The following is a 16,963-nucleotide window of genomic DNA, read 5'->3' on the forward strand; positions in this document are numbered from 1 at the left end:
CTGCAAACCGTGAATGTCATTCGCGGCCTGCGCGAGGATTACAAGCGCGGTTGGATTTTTGTGCCGAAGACATTCTGCGCCGCTGTCAACATCAAACGCGAAGACCTCTTTCGCCCTGAACATCGCGCCGAAGCCATCCAGGTGCTCGACATGCTGGCCGACAAGGCCGAGCGCCACCTGTGCGCGGCTATGACTTACCTCAAGGCCCTGCCGCCCTGGCAGCACAGCATCCGCCTCTTCTGCATCTTTCCCCTCATGTTCGCCGTGCGCACCCTGGCCATCAGCCGCAAGAATCACAGCGTGCTGGAGAGCGAAGCCAAAATCAGCCGCGAAGAAGTCACACGCATCGTCCGCGACTCGACGTTATGGGGTTGGTCGAACTTGTGGCTGGATCACTACTACCGGCAGTTGAGCACGGTGGCGGAGTGACAGTTGCAAAACATTTAGAAGGCGAAGCAGTCAGGCGTCACTGCTAATAGTTGCCGCTCACGTCCTGGCGCAAGTCCATGCCTTCGTAGAGATAACCCACTTCTTCTTCATAACCGTTGAACATTAGCGTCGGGCGACGTTCAAGCTCGCCGAGGCGGCGCTCGGTGGCTTGCGACCAGCGCGGATGATCCACTTCGGGGTTGACGTTGGCATAAAAGCCGTACTCACGCGGGGCGGCGGCCATCCACAGTGAAATAGGTTTCTCCTCCACCAGTTCGATCTTCACAATTGCCTTGATGCTTTTAAAGCCATACTTCCACGGCACGGCCAGGCGGAGCGGCGCGCCATTTTGCGGCGGCAGGTCTTTGCCGTAGAGTCCGGTGACCATCAACGCCAGGTCGTTCATCGCCTCATCCAGCCGCAAACCTTCCACGTAAGGCCAGGCGTACCAGCCGCTCTTCTGGCCCGGCATTTGCGCCGGGTCGTAGAGCGTCTCGAAACGCGCGAACTTGGCCTCGGTTTTAGGATCGGCTTCCTTGAGCAACTTCGCCAGCGGGAATCCCGTCCAGGGAATGACCATTGACCAGGCTTCGACGCAACGCAGGCGATAGATGTGCTCTTCCTGATCGAAGGCCCGGCGAAGGTCGTCCAGGTCGTAAGTCTTTGGGTTATTAACCAGCCCGCCGACTTGCACCGTCCACGGCGATGTCTGGAAGTCTTTGGACGAAGGGGCGACCGTCTCCTTATGAGTGGAGAACTCGTAGTAGTTGTTGTAGCCGGTGATTGTTTCGTAGGGCGTGGCCGGGTCGCCCAACTCGTCGGCCAAACCGGAGGCGGCTTCACCGTCGTCCACGTGGGGCGAGTCCGTCGCGCCGCAGGCGCTCAACAGGAATGAGCCGGCCACGGCGAGGCCCATCTCTTTGAGAAACTCTCGCCGCGAGAGATAAACGTGCTCGGGGGTGATTTCAGACGACGGAATTTTTATCATTTCTGGGTGAGAGTATAATACACCTCATCACAACTTCAAGGAGGCCCTCATGCCCGCTCTCAACCAGGTTCAACTCATCGGCAACCTTGGCAAAGACCCGGAGACCCGCTTCACGCCGACCGGCAAGAAGGTCTGCCACTTCACCCTGGCCGTCAACCGGCGCGGCGCAACCGAGGCCGACTGGTTCCTCGTCGAAGCCTGGGATCGGCTGGGCGAAGTTTGCCAGCAATATCTCGCCAAAGGCCGGCTGGTTTACATCGCCGGTCGCCTCAAAACCGACCGCTGGACCGACGACAAAGGCGAGACCCACTATCGCACTCAAGTTGTGGCCCGGCAGATGCAAATGCTCGACCGCAAGCCCGAAGAGCAGGACGTGGCCGCCGAGGGTGAAGAAGCCGAGTCGTGACTCCCCGCGACGCCCTCCACCACTACTTCGCCTTCCCCGAATTTCGGCCCGGGCAGGAAGCCGCGCTTGAGCACGCCCTGGCCGGGCGCGACACGCTGGTGGTCATGCCCACCGGCTCCGGCAAGTCGCTCATCTATCAACTGGCGGCGCTGATCCTGCCCGGCACGGCCCTCGTCATCTCGCCCCTCGTTGCGCTGATGAAGGATCAGATGGATAGCCTGACCCGGCGCGGCCTCCCGGCTACCTTCATCAACTCCAGCCTCACCACTGCCGAACAGGCCAAACGCTTGCGCGACATCGCCGGCGGCAAATACAAAATCATCCTCATCGCGCCCGAACGTCTGCGGAACCGTCCCTTTCGCGAAGCCCTGGCCAAAGTCCACCTCAGCTTTCTGGCTGTGGACGAAGCGCACTGCATTTCGCAATGGGGCCACGACTTCCGCCCGGACTATCTTCATCTGGCTCAGGCCCGGCGCGAACTGAACCCGCCGCTCACCCTCGCCCTCACCGCCACCGCCACCCCGCGCATCCAGGACGACATCATCGTCAAACTCGGCCTGCCCCGCGCCGAAAAGATCATCACCGGCTTCAACCGCCCCAACCTCACCTTTGAAGTTTTCTCCGCGCCCTCGTCGGCGGCCAAGCAAAGACTCCTGCGCGACTTCCTGCAAACCGTTGAGGGCGCCTCCAACGAAGCGGGCGGCATCATCTACGTTGGCACGCGGCGCGAGGCCGAGGCAGTGGCCGCCTTCATCGGCGACCTGGGGCTTCCGGTTCAGCATTATCATGCCGGGCTGGATAGTGATACTCGTTCGCAGATTCAAGATTCATTTCTGGCCGGCGACCTGCCCTTCATCGTCGCCACCAATGCTTTTGGCATGGGCATTGACCGGCCCGACGTGCGTTTTGTTCTGCACTACTCGATGCCGGGCACGCTCGAGGCTTATTACCAGGAAGCGGGCCGGGCCGGGCGCGACGGCCTCCCCGCCCGCGTCGTGCTGTTCTACTCGCCCAGAGACGCCGCCCTCCACGAATTCTTCATCGAAAACGATTCGCCCTCAGCCCTTGAGTTGCGAACCGTTCACAACTTTCTCCGCTCCCTCCCTCCCCTGTCGCACCCTGAGCGGAGTGAAACGCAGTCGAAGGGCGCGACAGGGGAGGAGCCGGGGGTGAGGGTCACCACCTGGGACGGCGACTCCCTCGCCCGCCCTCTGGTCGCCGCCAGCCTGAGCGAGATCGAACAGGCCACTCAGCTTCCTCAAGTCAAAACCCGCGTCGCCCTCGAACAACTACAGGCCGCCAATGCCATCCGCCGCGCCGCCGACGAATTCTTCGGCCAATTGCGGCTCGAAGTTCTGCCGCTTCCTGATGCTACTTTGAGCGCCATTGCCAAGCAAGTGGCCGAGCGGCGCGAGCACAAACGTTACCAGCTTGAACTGATGACTCATTATGCCGAGACCGGGGCGTGCCGCCGCCAGACTCTGCTCCGCCACTTTGGCGACTCCGGGGACGCCGCCGCGCCGGCGTGTTGCGACAACTGCCTCTCTCGCGCCGAAACCGCCGAGGCCGCCCCGGCCCGCCCGGCGCAATCGCAGGCCGAGCGGGCGGCGCTGATCGTCCTCGACACGATTGCCACTTTGAAATGGGACGTTGGCAAAGGCAAGCTGGCGCAAGTCCTCAAAGGCGATTTGAAAATAGAGTCGGCCCGACCGGAGTACAAAGCCAACCGCAACTTCGGAAAATTCACCGCCCTCAAGTTGAAAGAGATCGAATCGCTGATCAGCCAACTGCTGGAATCGGGCTACGTCAAACAAGTGGGCGGTGATCGGCCTACGCTCAAACTCACGGCTCGCGGCGAGTCGGCCCTCAAAGCCAAAGCGGCCATTGACGTTGAACTGCGCCCGGTGCAGGCCGTGGAAGCGCAGAGGCAAAAAGCCAAAACCGAGGCTGGCGGCACGGTGGCCCTCAGCGGCCAACTGCTGGCGCGCGGCCTCAGCCCGGAGCAAATCGCCGCCGAGCGCGGCCTCACCGTCGGCACGGTCTATTCGCATCTCGGCGCGCTCATCGCCGCCGGGCAGGTGGATGTGAACGCCGTCGTCCCCGCCGACATCCAGAAGCAAATTCGTTCGGTGATCGAAACCGTCGGTTCGGTGCAACAACTTTCGGCGCTCAAAGCTCATTTGCCCGACACGATTGACTACGGCCAGATTAGGTGTGTGGTGAATGCGTGGTTGAGAGAACACGAACCGTCTGCCGCCGCCCCGACCCCTCAAACATCGGCGGCTAGCGCGGACGGCGGCGGTCTCTTTGAGCGCCTGCGCGCCTGGCGGCTGGAGAAAGCCCGCGCCCTCAAGATGCCGCCTTACGTCATCTTCTGGGATCAGACGTTACATGCCATCGTCGCCGCGCGCCCAAAATCTCTCAAAGAGCTGGAAGCCGTGCGCGGCGTCGGTCAGACAAAGGCCGAACAATACGGCGAAGAAGTGTTGTCGCTCATCCGATCTGGCCCTTGACTCGATCCCGCTTTTCCGTAAAATCTAGCGCGGTCAACATGAACACTCGATTACGACATCACTTCACGCTCACTTTGCCGGACAATTTGCCCGGCAGTGAGCGTTTCGTTTTTTTCGCCAATGTTTATATTTGAAATTGAGAGAGCCGAAAGGCTCTCTTTTTTTGCCTGTTGCCGATTGAACCGCGAAGTCGCAAAGTGCGCAAAGAATCTTCTCTTCACACAATTACCTTCGCGTCCGCCTGCCCCACTTCTCTTTGCGGGGTCGCGCCTTCGTGGTGAAAGAAAATGACCCTGCTCAAACTTCCCCCTCTCTGCGACCCGCACGTTCACATCCGCGATCTGGCCCAAGCCCACAAAGAGGATTGGGACAGCGGCACTGCCGCCGCGCTGGCCGGCGGCTACACCTGCGTGCTGGCCATGCCCAACACCGATCCGCCCGTCACCGATTCCGACTCGTTGGTGCAATATCAGGCCGCCGCGCGCGCCCGCGCGCGTTGCGACTACGGGCTCTACCTCGGCGCGGGCGACGTCAACACTGAAACTGCCGCCGGGCTTGCGCCGCAAACATGCGGCCTCAAGATGTATCTCGACCAAACCTTCGGCCCGCTTCGCATAGACGACCTCGGCTCGCTGATGGCGCACATGGAACGCTGGCCTGCTAACAAACCGCTGGCCGTTCACGCGGAGGGGCGAACAGTAGCCGCCGCCATTCTCGTCGCTCAACTCGCCGGGCGCGCCGTCCACATTTGCCACGTCAGCCGCAAAGACGAGATCGAACTGATCCACGCCGCCAAAGATCGCGGCCTCGACGTGACGTGTGAAGTGACACCGCATCACCTCTTCCTCACTGCTGAAAGCGCGGAGGCAATGGGCTTGCGCGGCGGCTATGCCGAAGTCCGCCCGCGCCTCGCGCTCGACTCAGATCGCCTCGCGCTCTGGCAACACCTGGCCGCGATTGACTGCTTCGCCACCGACCACGCGCCGCACACCCGCGCCGAAAAAGAATCCGCCAACCCGCCTCCCGGTTTCCCCGGCCTCGAAACCGCATTGGCTTTGTTGCTCGGCGCGGTTCATGATGGTCGCCTCACGCTCGACGACATCTCTCTGCGAACGCACACCAACGTCAAACGAATCTTCCACCTGCCCGATCAACCTGACACTTACATCGAAGTTGACCCCGACCTCGAATGGCTCGTGCGCCCTGAAGAACTGTTCACCCGTTGCCACTGGAGTCCGTGGGAAGGCCAAACGCTTCGTGGCCGCGTCGTTCGCACCGTCCTGCGCGGCCAGGTCGCATACGAGCATGGCAACGTCCTCGCTCAACCCGGAATAGGCAAAGACATCACACAAAATCCCAAATCCCAACAACCAAAACCCCAATCCGATAAATCCGTTCAATCCGTTGACCCAAAAGGAGAAAACAAATGACCACTTTCATCCCCGCCAACGTCCGCCGCACCGTCAGCCCGCACTTGCCCTTCGGCGAAATGCGCGGCGGCAAGTTCTACATGCAAGACATCCTGTCCATCAAACAATTTGATCGCGCCGACATCGAAATGATTTTTGGCGTCGCCGAAGAAATGCGGGCCATGGCCGAGCGCGTTGGCGCCTTCGACCTGCTCAAAGGCAAACTCATCGCCAACCTGTTCTACGAGCCGTCCACCCGCACCTCGTCGTCGTTCGCCGCCGCCATCCAGCGCCTCGGCGGCAGCCTCATTCAGATTAACGACGTAAAATACTCGTCGGTCTCCAAAGGCGAATCACTGCCCGACACGGTGCGCACCCTCGAAGCCTACGTGGACGCCATCGTCCTCCGCCACCCCGAGACTGGTTCAGCCGCCATTGCCGCCGAAGCGGCCCGCAAGCCCATCATCAACGCCGGCGACGGGATCGGCGAACACCCCACCCAGGCCCTGCTCGACCTCTTCACCATCCTCGAAGAGTTGGGCCGCCTCGACGGTCTCACCGTCACCATGCTGGGCGACCTCAGGTTTGGCCGCACCGTCCACTCGCTGGCCCGCCTGCTCGCCCTCTTCGGCGCGAAACTGCATTACATCTCGCCCGACATTTTGCGGATGCCGCCGGAGATCATCGCCGAGCTAAACGAGAAAGGCGTCTCGCAAGCCGAGCACCGCGAACTCGACGGCCACTTGCGCGAGACCGACGTGCTGTACGTCACCCGGGTGCAAAAAGAGCGCTTCGAGAATTTGGACGAGTACGAGATGGTGAAAGGCGCTTACGTGATCACACCTGATACAATGAAAACGGCGAAGGATCACATGGTGCTCATGCACCCGCTCCCGCGCGTCGGCGAAATTTCAACCGACGTGGATAGCGACCCCCGCGCCGCCTACTTCCGCCAGGTGCAGTACGGCATGTACGTGCGAATGGCCCTGCTGGCATTGGTGTTAGGCAAAGCCTGACAAGATGAAAGGATGACACGATGACAAGGCGATCACCTTGTCACCTTGTCATCCTGCCATCTTGTCAATCCCATCATGAACTTCTTCGACTTTCTCACCACCCGCGCCCGCGCCGCCGACTCGTTGTTGTGCGTTGGACTCGATCCGCGAACTGACTCGGCCTCTGCCGCACGCGAGATGTGTTTTCGGTTGATTGATGCGACCGCGCCCTTCGCCGCCGCCTTCAAACCCAATGCCGCCTTCTTCGAGGCCCTCGGCCCGCAAGGCTGGGTTGCGCTCAAAGAGGTAATCGCCCACGTGCCGCCGGACATCCCGGTAATCCTCGACGCCAAACGCGGCGACATCGCCGACACCGCCGAAGCCTACGCCCGCTCGACGTTCGACGAACTGGGCGCGCACGCCATCACCGCCAACCCATATCTTGGCCGCGACTCGCTCGCGCCCTTCCTCAGCCGCCCGGATCGCGGCGTGTTCGTGCTATGCAAAACGTCGAACCCTGGCGCGGACGAAATTCAATCGTTGCCCGTTGTAGGGGCAATTCATGAATTGCCCCTACGGTTGTATGAATATGTTGCAGAACGCGCGCAACAATGGAACGCGAACGGCAACGTCGGCCTCGTCGTCGGGGCCACCGACTCTGAAGCCCTGGCTCGCGTTCGCGCTCTTGCTCCCGGCCTGTGGTTCCTCGTCCCCGGCGTGGGCGCGCAGGGCGGCGACCTTGAAGCGGCATTGAAGGCCGGCCTGCGCGTTGACGGGCTGGGGATGTTGATCAACGCCTCACGAGCAGTGGCGGCGGCCCCTGACCCTGCCCAGGCCGCTCAACATTTTCGCGATCACATCAATACACTCCGTCGAACGATCACCGTGTCACCCTCTCACCCTGTCATCTTGTCCTCTCTTGCATCCGACCTTATCTCGTCCCAATGCATCCGCTTCGGCCAATTCACCCTCAAGTCGGGCCAAACGTCGCCGATCTATTTGGACTTGCGGCGGCTGGTGTCACACCCGGCGATCTTGCGGCGAGCGGCGCAGGCCTACACCAAGATTTTACGCGGACTGGAGTTTGATCGTTTAGTTGGAATTCCGTATGCTGCCCTGCCGATTGCGACGGCGATTGCTCTAGAGATGGGGCGACCGCTGATCTACCCGCGCCGCGAGGTGAAAGAATACGGCACGAAGGCCGGCATCGAGGGCGACTTCAACGCCGGCGAAACCGCCGTGGTGATTGACGACCTGGCGACGACGGGCGAGACGAAGATTGAGACAATCCAGCGGCTTGAGGCCGCCGGGCTGAAGGTGCGCGACATCGTGGTGCTAATTGACCGCGAGCAGGGCGCGGGTAGCTACCTCAAAGCGCGCGGCTACAACTATCACGCCGTTGCCGGCCTGCGAAGCTTGCTCGACGAGTGGAGGCGGAGCGGGGCGATTAGCGAAGCGCAGTTTGAGGAGGCAAAGGCGTTTCTCAAACAATAACAGCGGATCGGCGGAATTTAACGGATCGAGCCTTTAAATTCCGCCGATCCGTGTTCTGAGATAGAATACAGCCATCCCAATTCTGGAGCAATTTCCATGCACGTCAACCCCGGCATCTTCAAAGCCTACGACATTCGCGGCATCTACCCCGCCGACCTCGACGAGCAGGCCGCCTATTTTATCGGTCGCGCCTTCGCCACATTTCTCAGCGCCGACAAAGTTGTCGTCGGGCGCGATATGCGCCTCTCCGGGCCGTCGCTCTTCGCCGAAGTCACCCGCGGTCTCACCGACCAGGGCGCGGACGTGCTGGACATCGGCATGGTCAGCACCGACCAGTATTACTTTGCCTGCGCCAAACTCGGTCTGCCGGGCATGATGGTCACCGCCTCGCACAACCCCAAAGCCTACAACGGCTTCAAAATGGTGAAGAAGATGCCGTACCTCCTCAGCGGCGACGCCGGCATTCAGGATTTGCGCAAGCTGGTGGAGAGCGAGGCCTTCCCGGCCCCGGCTCGCAAGGGGCAGATCATTCCCCAGGATTTCAAAGAGGAGTTTGTGCAGAAGGTGCTGTCCATCATTGACGTAGGGGCGATTCATGAATCGCCCTTACAATCGCCCTTACAATCGCCCTTACGCCCGTTACGAGTGGTGGTGGACACCGGCAACGGCATGGTTGGCCCGATCCTGCAGGAAGTCTACAAGCACCTGCCGGTTCAACTCGTCGGCCTTTATCTTGACCCCGACGGCAACCTGCCCAATCATGGCCTCGACCCGCTCCAGCCGGAGAACCGCGCCGAGCTTCAGGCGCGGGTGGTGAGCGAGGGCGCGGCCATCGGCTTTGCCTTCGACGGCGACGGCGACCGCTTCTTTGCCATTGACGATCGCGGTCAGTTCATCCCCGGCGATTTCCTGACCGCCATCATGGGCCAGTACCTGTTGGAGAAATATCCGGGCGCGAAGATTTTGTACGACGTGCGGGCCTCGTGGGCGGTGGTGGATTTGATCGAGGCGGCGGGCGGGATTCCGCTGATGGAGCGAGTCGGCCACGCCTTCATCAAACGGCGCATGGCCGACGAGCAAGCCGTCTTTGCCGGAGAAGTGACCGGCCACTACTACTTTGGCGATTTCTTCTACGCCGACTCTGGCATCGTCCCGTCACTGATATTGCTGGAATTGCTATCGAAGAAGGGCCTCAAAATGTCTGAGTTGTTGCAAGCATTAGAAGCCAAGTATTTCATTTCCGGCGAGATCAACTCGACGGTGGCTGACCCGAAGGGCGTGTTGCAGAAGCTGACTGAGAAGTACGGCGACGCCGAACAGCACACGATGGACGGCATCTCGGTCACTTACCCGACCTGGCACTTCAACGTGCGAGCCTCAAACACCGAGCCGCTGGTGCGTTTGAATTTGGAGGCGAAGACGCGCGAGGAAATGGAACAGAAACGCGACGAGGTGCTGGCGATTATTCGCGGATAAAAAGACTTCGGAAGTCTCGCGAAGCGGACTTCCGAAGTTGATTTTAACCATCAATCACTTTTGCCGTCGGCGGTCTTTGCTTGCCAATCATTTTGAGCAACGACAGTTCATCTATCCCAAACCCTAAAGATGCGCTGCTTAACTTTTCTTCCAACTTGATAGTGCTACTCAGGGCTTCGCCGAACTGCACCAGAATGAATTCTGCCGAGGGCACGGCGTCCGGCGAGTTGGGCAGGTTGGCTGTGATCCGCTCGATGAACTCCAGCCGGGCGGCGGCGCGAGCGTATTCCATGGCTCGCATCTTGTAGGCCTCGCCTTCAGCTTGCCTCATCTTCTCTTCGCCCTGCCAGTCGGCTTCCCAGGCCTCGATGCGTTGCTCAATCACGTCCCTGGGTGTTTCCAGGTGGCCCAGACTCACCCACAACAACTCAATGCCCATGTCGGCAAATTTCACATAGCTGGCGTCGTTGTTCAGCTCGGCTTTGATTTTCTCACGCGGGTCGAGCGGCTTGCCCGGTGGTGTGGCCGCGCCAGCGCCCGGCGCTGAACTGCCCGGCGCGCCGTCACGCGACACGAGTTCGTCGAATGTCAGCCGGCTGATATAACTCCGAACGGAACCCGTCACCGTGTTGATGGCCCCATCCGTCCAGACCGACGGCCCCCGCGCGCCGACGGTTTTACCGTAGGCAATGCGCCTCACCGCCGCGCTCGAAAAAGGATAAGTCTCATCGGGCTTGCGCTCGCGGCGGCGGCTTCCCGTCCGCACCCGGAACGATACCTGCGTGTTGCGCACCGTCACCGGCACGCCGTCTTTGGTCACCGCCTTCACTTGCTCACGTGAGCGGAACTGATCGCGCAAGTCCAGCACTTCGCGCAACGCCTCAAAGCGGCCAATAAAATGTTTGCCCGCGCCCGCGATCTTGGACGGCTTGCCCATGCGCTCGAAGAGGGCCACGTTGCCGGGCGCAATGCTGACGAAACCAGGCCCGCCAATTTTCGGAATGGGGTTGGTCTCGGCCTTCTCCTGCTGGCCCAGTCCCGGCTTGGCTTTTTCCGTCACCTCGTAGCCGCCCTCTTTGATGTTGATGCTTGGATAATCCCAACCGAACATGGAAGCAGTAAGGTAACGATAGCCGGTCTGAAGGTCGGGCAACTCGAACAGGTCGCGCACGTAGTTCGAGGCCAATAGGACGGCCAGCACACAGCCCACCAGGGGCGGCAGGAAGTGGCGAAGCGATTGGAAGTAAAAGAGGGAGATGAAGAAATGAAAGACCGAGGCCAGCGGCGCGGGTAGCGTATTCAAATAAGGTTGAAGCGGCTCCCACGGTGTAATTTGTTCGGTGGCCCGTCCCATGAGAGCGAAGATGTTGACGGCGATGAAGAGCAGGATCGCCCGGCGGTCGGCCCATTCGTGATCGCCGTCAATCAATTGATAGAAGAACTTCAGCGCCGAGCGGGTGAAGCTTTTTGAGGCAGGCGGAGGCGCGCTACTCACGTGGGCCTCCTTCAACCTCGTCCGTGTTCGCGTCGACGGCCTGTAGAGCCGGCTCGGACGGTTCAGCCGCCTCTGTTGGTTCGGCCTCCTCGGCCACAATCTCGGTCGTTTCTTCCGCCGCCTCCTGCTGGCCGATCATTTGCGGCTTGAGCGCCAACTCCTGCAAGCCCACCCACTGGCGCAAATTCGAAAGTTGGCGCACCGTGTTGCCCGGGGCCAGCATTTGCGTCACCGGGTCGCCGGCCACTTTATTCAGGGCGCTCACCAGCCGTTGGGTAAAATCGCGCTGGCTTACCAAAGCGCCCTCCTGGGCCGAGACCGATTGCTTGAAGCCTTCTTTGAAATCATTGAACACATCCCGGAATTCGTCCAGGATTTCGTGCTGGGCCTCAGCCCGCGCCTGCTCTTTGATCTTTTCTATCTTCACGTCGGCGTCGGCCAGCTTCTTGAATATTTCCTTTTGCCAGGTCACGGCCCAGGCCCGGATGCGCTGGCGGATGACGGCCTCCGGCAGTTCAATGTTGCCCGCCGAGGCTGAATACACTTTGATGCCGCGCGCCCGGAGCAGAGGCGCAGACTGCACTTCGTTCCGCAAATTACTTTGCAGGGTAGCTAGCGGCGTCGCGCCCGGGTCATGGATCTCAAACAGTTTATCGAGGGTCAGGCGGCTGACCTGATCCCGGAAATGTTCGACGGCGACGATGGCGGGCAGGTCAATCCACTTGATCGCTTCTTTCTCGGCAATCGCTTCGCCGTAAAAGGCCTTGAAGGCGCTGTCGGCGTTGAAGGGGTAAGGCGGCTTGACCGGCGTTTGCCCCAGAAAGTCGTTCTCGTCGCGAGTGTCGCGCAACGACGCCTGATTGCCCGGATCAAGGGCAAACGCCACCGACACGTCGGCTTTGATCTCAATCCCGTCGCGGGTGAGGGCTTGGGCGCTTTGTGAGCGCGACTGTTTGCGTAAATCCAGCGTGGTGGCGATGCGCTCGCCAAAAGCCACAAAGGCAATGCCCGGCCCCACCGCCCGCGAAAACTTGCGCCCCTTTTCCAGCACCACCGCGCTGGCGGCGTCAATCAACATCACGCCCGCGCCCTTGCGCTTCAATTCTTCGGCGCTCCCCACCAGTTCGCCGTCGCGCACAAACACAATCGGGCCGTGCCCGCCAAGCACGTAGGTGAACAACCGGTCAACCGCGCCCTGTCGTTCTTTGGCGGTGCTCACCGGCAAAATGTACTGCGAGGCCAGGGCCAGCGTGCCGAGGAACAGCATGGCAAAGCCCAGAATGTCCACCATCCAGCCGGCCAGGGTTTCATCCGGCTGGCGGAAGTGCATCAGGGCGTACACCACCAAGACAAAGGTCACGGGCGCGCCGATGCGGAACCATTGACGACGGTAAAAAGGTAGCTGTGGTTGCATGCCTTTGGATTTTACTTCAAATTACGGCGCAAGGATAATCGTCCCCAACTCAATCGCCCCCTCCGGCCAGCCCGCCGCCGCCAGCCGGTTTCCAGCCTCGTCCACCAGCCCGACCCTCAGCCTGAACTCGCCGGGGCCGGGCGCGGTCAACGTCCGCGAGTCGGCCACCACCTCCCCGGCCAGCCAGCCCGGCGTGGGCCGCGTCCAGTTGGCGGGTTCCCCGTCCGACTGGCCCACCAGGTTGCCGTTCGCATCCAGCAAATGCAGGAACACACGATACGACTCAGCCATTTCGGTTCGCGCCTGCCAGACTAACTCAACTTTGATTTCGCTGCCGGACGTGGTGAGGTTGTAGCCCAACAACGAGATCGAGTCGCCCAGTTCGACATTCAGTTGCGAGGACAGGGCCGGGGGAGTGAAGACTCGATCCGGGGCGTTGACCTGGAGTGCAACCGGCAACTTGATATTGCCGTTGAGTTGCCAGGTGTAGCCGCCGCTGTTTAAGCGGGCCGGGAGCCTGAAGACGACCGGCTGATCGAGCACGTCTCCGGCCACCCACTTTGAAGGCGGGTACTTCGGCGCAACCGGTTCGGCGATGGCGTGAACAACCGCGCCGGTCGAGTCGATCAGTTCCAGCTTGAAGCCCTGATCGGTCAACGAGGCTGACGCCGCCTGCCAGCGAAGGGTGAGGCGGTATGGCTCGCCGGGCGCGGCGGCTTCGCGGTCGGCCTGGAGGCCGATGAGGGCCAGGCCGTTCAGGTTCGCCAGCGGCTCGGCAGGCGGCAGGTTCGTCGGGCGCTCAATCACGTACTCGCCGATTCGTTGAACCGAGAGCGCCTGCAGGGTGTCGCCGCGATAGACGATGGCTTCGAGGTGATACGCGCCGGGCGGCGCGCCGGGCAGTGGCTTGAGCACGTAGCTGTCGTAGATGAATTGATCGGGCATCCAGACGTGAGTGCCAGGGAAGAATCGCCAGTCACGCGGGCGCTCAATGTTCGTGTCGCTCCAGATCAGGCCGAGGTCGTCCACCAGGCGGATGTTCATGCCATAAGGCACGCCAAGAGGATGTTGGGCCTGCCAGACCAGATTGATTTCGGATTTTTGATTTCGGATTTTGGATTGATCGTAGCCGACAAGAGTCAACTCGCCGCCGAAGTCGAGGTTGAGGGGGTGTTGAGTGGCGGGCGGGCCGGGTTTGGAAATGAACAATGAAACGATGAACAATGAGGCAATGAGAACAGCGCCAAACAACAACCGCCAAACGTCAAACGTGAAAGGCGGCGTGTGTTCCGAGGTCTCGCTCTTTGCTTTTCGGCGCTGATACGCAATACGCGCCACGCAATAACCAATAACCAATAAACTAATAACAGATGTAAGACTCGCCCCCTTCTGCACCGGCGTTGAGCCAAACCGAATCTCAAGTGTATGCTCGCCGGCGGGCAGGTCGAAGGCGATGAGGCCGTTCGGGTCAGTCGGGCGCAGGCTGAGAGGGTTTCCGTCAAGAGCCGCCTCCCAGCCGGGGAAGTAGAACGAACGATACTACGATGAAGGTCGGGATTTCGTAGCGGGCCAGGTCGGCCAGGGTGGGCTGTTCAGGCGCAGGTTCGCCAGGCGGGAAGAGGAAGGGGAGGGCTGAGGCAATGAACAATGAAGCAATGGCGAATGACGAATGACGAATGACAAATGACAAATGACGAATGCCCACTGCCCGCCGCCCACTGCTCACTGCCAACCCTGCAAGGGCTGAGGCGAACAGCGAGGCCGGGCCGAGGAGCCGCCAGGGGAGAACCGAGCGCTGGAGCAGGGTTATGTTGTCCCAGACAGGTTTTGAGAGGTCGAGGATCAGAAAACTGGTGAGGGCAAAGAGGGCGAGGAGGGAAACGTAGTCGGCGCGGCGGGCGGGGCTGAACGAGCGCAGGCGAATCAGGCCGACGACGGCCAGGGCGCTGGCGAGCAGAGGCAGGGAGCGCACCAGCGGCGGGTTGAGAACGTCGGTGTAAACCGGCAGATGCGGGTAAGTGAAGAGTTCGCCGAGTTGAAAGAAATTGTTGGTGTAAGTTGCGCCGCTTCGGGCGAAGGCAATGCCATACTGAACGTAAGCCAGGTCGGTGAAAGTGGGGAGCCAGAGGAAGGCGGTGAGGGAGAGGGCGAGGGTGAAAACCAGAGATAAAATTCCAAATCCCAAGAGCCAAAAGCCCAAGTGAGAAGACAAGATGACAGGGTGAAGGGGTGGCAAGGTGAAAGGGTGAATTTCACGCCACCGAGCGATTAGAACGCAAAGGCCGAAGAGGCTGATAATGGGCAGGTATTGCAGAGCCATGCCGGCGTGAGAGAAGATGAAGCCGGCAATCGCCAGCGCGGCGAGGAAGGCATAAACAGCAGACGAGCTTTTGAACCACGAAGACGCCAGGTCTCGAAGATTCACCAATAAATTCTTCGTGTCTCTTTGTGCCTTCGAGTCTTCGTGGTGACTCCTCAACGCCTGGCGAACGGCCCACAGCGCCAGCGGCAGAAAGGCCAGGGCGAAATTTTCGGGGAGGCCGCCGCGCACGTGGGCGGTGTAGAGGACGTACGGGCTGTAAACGTAAGCCACGGCGGCCACCAGACCGGCACGGTCGTCACCGTCGGCAAAGTCGCGGGCCAGAGTGAAAGTGCTGAGGCCTGACGCTAACAGGGCGGTGATGTAAGAGGCTCGAAGCGCCGAGAGCAGTGGCAGGCCGAGCAGGTGGAAGAAGACGATGACGTAATGCGAAAGATAGGCGAAGTAGTTGAAGATGGGGTAGCCGTAGCCGTGCGCCAGATCGGGCGCCCAGCGCGGGAAGAAGACCCCGGCCCGGACGAGGCGATCAAGCTGGAAGGCGCGGTAGAGGTGTGAAAGCGAATCGTTGCTTCGGGGAATGTCGCCGCCCCAGTAAGGCAGGGTGGCGGGCAGGCAAAGAAGCAGGATGAAAAGGAACGGCCACCAGCGGCGCATGCGGCGATTATACCTTGCCAATACATCTCGCCTCTTTCACTCCGACGACTCCAAATTGCCGTTGCGCGGCAAGGCGGGCAACCACGGGGCCAGGCCACAGGCCATATTCGTCTGGATGAAGGGTTGGTAAGGTTTGCCGGTGCGGCCACTGATGGCCGGCCCCCACCAGGTTGCCACCCGGAAGCCGCCGGTGAGGCGCACCGAGACGCACACTTTGGCCAGGTGACCGGGCTTCGAGGCCAGGGCCACCTGCGGCAACCAGAGTTGATTGAGGAGGACGCCGCCGGCCAGGGCCAGGCAAAAGGCCAGGGGAAGCAGGGTGGCGGCCAGAACGTAGCCGGCTTTGTTGGGGCGTCTCTCAGTCATTTCGTCATCATTCTACACACGAGCCGGTCACGAGCCGTTCAGACACCAAGTGTCTGAAAACTGATGATATAATCCCCGCCCCGCAACTGTCACAAATCGTGGCTGAGTTGCATTAACTCATATCGGGGCCAGAGCCGCGCGGCGGCCCCACGCACTTTAACAACCGAATAGACATCACTGCACCTTCGTTGGAACCAAGCTTTGCTCCAAGAAAGGACCACGCCGATGAGATCATATCTGCCGTCCGACGAAGCCCTGGTGAAGCGGCTCCTGCCGGACGTTAACCCCGACCCGCAAGATCGCACTCACGCCTGGAACGAGTGGCACGCCTGCGTCGGCAACGAATCAGTGCTCAAGTTCATTCGCGCCAGGAACGACACCGCCGAGCCTGACGAGGATATTTTACAGGACGCGCTGATCACTGCCTACCTCGAAGTGGAACGCGGGCGCTACGAATATCGCGAGGGCATCCCGTTCACCGCCTACGTCAAAGGCATTGCCTGGAACAAGATTCGTGAGGCCCGGCGGCGTACTTACAGACCTCACAGGTTTTTTGAGACCGGTGAGGTCCCGGAAGAATACCTGCCCGCTGACTCGGATCAGCGCCAGCTTGAAGACGTGTTCGAGCGCGCTCAGGAGCATGAAGCTCTGCAACACGGGCTGGCTCAACTGCCGGCCAGCAGGCGGCAAGTGCTGGAGCGATACATTCAGGGCGAGCGCATGGCCGAGATTGCAGAAGCACTGGAGATTACCGAAGAGCTGGCGCGGCAACACAAGCGCCGCGCTTTGGTGAGCTTGCAGAACATTTTAGGTTAGCTTGTTGGCCCCCGCCCCTTCCCTCCCCCGCTGAAAAGCACTAGCAGGGGAGGGAAGGGGCGGGCTTCGGCGTTCATCTCATCAATAACCACAAGGGCATAAGGCGACAGCTTTCTGCCTTTGTGGTTGGTGAGATGAAACTCAATCGCATTTTATTTATATAGAGACTCTGTCTTTAGCGCCCCGGG

The 16,963-nt window shown here is 60.7% G+C and carries 14 protein-coding genes; 8 read left to right on the forward strand and 6 right to left on the reverse strand.

Annotated elements, in window-relative coordinates:
- Positions 1-429: squalene/phytoene synthase family protein (locus tag HYZ49_15995; protein ID MBI3243787.1), on the forward strand; the 429-nt coding region annotated here is incomplete at its 5' end.
- Between the two features lie 43 nt (positions 430-472).
- On the opposite strand, the gene msrP is transcribed toward HYZ49_15995, so the two are convergent.
- On the reverse strand, positions 473-1,417 hold the full coding sequence (gene msrP, locus HYZ49_16000) for a protein-methionine-sulfoxide reductase catalytic subunit MsrP (GenBank protein ID MBI3243788.1): 945 nt from the start codon (positions 1,415-1,417) through the stop codon (positions 473-475).
- A 49-nt stretch (positions 1,418-1,466) separates the two neighbouring features.
- Between msrP and HYZ49_16005 the strand changes: the two genes are divergently transcribed.
- The 6 genes from HYZ49_16005 (at position 1,467) to HYZ49_16030 (ending at position 9,710) form a co-directional block, all read left to right on the forward strand.
- On the forward strand, positions 1,467-1,823 hold the full coding sequence (locus HYZ49_16005) for a single-stranded DNA-binding protein (protein MBI3243789.1): 357 nt from the start codon (positions 1,467-1,469) through the stop codon (positions 1,821-1,823).
- The gene (locus HYZ49_16010) at positions 1,820-4,336 is read left to right on the forward strand and encodes a RecQ family ATP-dependent DNA helicase (protein MBI3243790.1); all 2,517 of its coding nucleotides are present in this window, start codon (positions 1,820-1,822) and stop codon (positions 4,334-4,336) included. The genes HYZ49_16005 and HYZ49_16010 overlap by 4 nt, the downstream gene beginning before the upstream one ends.
- A 287-nt stretch (positions 4,337-4,623) precedes the next feature.
- A complete protein-coding gene (locus tag HYZ49_16015) occupies positions 4,624-5,766 on the forward strand; it encodes a dihydroorotase (GenBank protein ID MBI3243791.1) in 1,143 nt (380 codons plus the stop codon).
- A gap of 59 nt (positions 5,767-5,825) precedes the next feature.
- Positions 5,826-6,761: an aspartate carbamoyltransferase gene (gene pyrB / locus HYZ49_16020; protein ID MBI3243792.1), complete on the forward strand. Its 936-nt coding sequence runs from the start codon at positions 5,826-5,828 to the stop codon at positions 6,759-6,761.
- Between the two features lie 75 nt (positions 6,762-6,836).
- Positions 6,837-8,234: an orotidine-5'-phosphate decarboxylase gene (pyrF, locus tag HYZ49_16025; protein ID MBI3243793.1), complete on the forward strand. Its 1,398-nt coding sequence runs from the start codon at positions 6,837-6,839 to the stop codon at positions 8,232-8,234.
- Between the two features lie 96 nt (positions 8,235-8,330).
- Positions 8,331-9,710 (forward strand): phosphomannomutase/phosphoglucomutase, encoded by a 1,380-nt coding sequence (locus tag HYZ49_16030; GenBank protein MBI3243794.1) that lies wholly within the window; start codon positions 8,331-8,333, stop codon positions 9,708-9,710.
- Between the two features lie 43 nt (positions 9,711-9,753).
- On the opposite strand, the gene HYZ49_16035 is transcribed toward HYZ49_16030, so the two are convergent.
- From HYZ49_16035 to HYZ49_16055, 5 genes are all read right to left on the reverse strand, one after another.
- Positions 9,754-11,205 (reverse strand): SPFH domain-containing protein, encoded by a 1,452-nt coding sequence (locus HYZ49_16035; GenBank protein ID MBI3243795.1) that lies wholly within the window; start codon positions 11,203-11,205, stop codon positions 9,754-9,756.
- Positions 11,198-12,619, reverse strand: coding sequence for a hypothetical protein (locus HYZ49_16040; protein ID MBI3243796.1), 1,422 nt, complete (start codon positions 12,617-12,619; stop codon positions 11,198-11,200). The genes HYZ49_16035 and HYZ49_16040 overlap by 8 nt, the downstream gene beginning before the upstream one ends.
- 21 nt (positions 12,620-12,640) lie before the next feature.
- On the reverse strand, positions 12,641-13,957 hold the full coding sequence (locus tag HYZ49_16045) for a hypothetical protein (protein ID MBI3243797.1): 1,317 nt from the start codon (positions 13,955-13,957) through the stop codon (positions 12,641-12,643).
- 160 nt (positions 13,958-14,117) lie between these two features.
- Complete coding sequence (locus tag HYZ49_16050) at positions 14,118-15,614, reverse strand: hypothetical protein (protein ID MBI3243798.1); 1,497 nt, start codon at positions 15,612-15,614, stop codon at positions 14,118-14,120.
- Between the two features lie 15 nt (positions 15,615-15,629).
- A complete protein-coding gene (locus HYZ49_16055; GenBank protein MBI3243799.1) occupies positions 15,630-15,959 on the reverse strand; it encodes a hypothetical protein in 330 nt (109 codons plus the stop codon).
- A gap of 225 nt (positions 15,960-16,184) precedes the next feature.
- On the opposite strand from HYZ49_16055, the gene HYZ49_16060 reads away from it, so the two are divergent.
- Positions 16,185-16,775, forward strand: a complete 591-nt coding sequence (locus HYZ49_16060; GenBank protein ID MBI3243800.1) for a sigma-70 family RNA polymerase sigma factor — start codon at positions 16,185-16,187, stop codon at positions 16,773-16,775.
- Positions 16,776-16,963: the final 188 nt, after the last annotated feature.

Source organism: Chloroflexota bacterium (genome assembly GCA_016197225.1).
In the GTDB taxonomy this organism is placed as follows: domain Bacteria; phylum Chloroflexota; class Anaerolineae; order Anaerolineales; family VGOW01; genus VGOW01.

What these genes read in the sequence shown, in the direction of transcription:
- msrP (MBI3243788.1), bottom strand. Translation starts at nt 1,417, where the DNA reads ATGATAAAAATTCCGTCGTCTGAAATCACCCCCGAGCACGTTTATCTC.
- HYZ49_16005 (MBI3243789.1), top strand. Translation starts at nt 1,467, where the DNA reads ATGCCCGCTCTCAACCAGGTTCAACTCATCGGCAACCTTGGCAAAGAC.
- HYZ49_16015 (MBI3243791.1), top strand. Translation starts at nt 4,624, where the DNA reads ATGACCCTGCTCAAACTTCCCCCTCTCTGCGACCCGCACGTTCACATC.
- pyrB (MBI3243792.1), top strand. Translation starts at nt 5,826, where the DNA reads ATGCGCGGCGGCAAGTTCTACATGCAAGACATCCTGTCCATCAAACAA.
- pyrF (MBI3243793.1), top strand. Translation starts at nt 6,837, where the DNA reads ATGAACTTCTTCGACTTTCTCACCACCCGCGCCCGCGCCGCCGACTCG.
- HYZ49_16030 (MBI3243794.1), top strand. Translation starts at nt 8,331, where the DNA reads ATGCACGTCAACCCCGGCATCTTCAAAGCCTACGACATTCGCGGCATC.
- HYZ49_16040 (MBI3243796.1), bottom strand. Translation starts at nt 12,619, where the DNA reads ATGCAACCACAGCTACCTTTTTACCGTCGTCAATGGTTCCGCATCGGC.
- HYZ49_16055 (MBI3243799.1), bottom strand. Translation starts at nt 15,959, where the DNA reads ATGACTGAGAGACGCCCCAACAAAGCCGGCTACGTTCTGGCCGCCACC.
- HYZ49_16060 (MBI3243800.1), top strand. Translation starts at nt 16,185, where the DNA reads ATGAGATCATATCTGCCGTCCGACGAAGCCCTGGTGAAGCGGCTCCTG.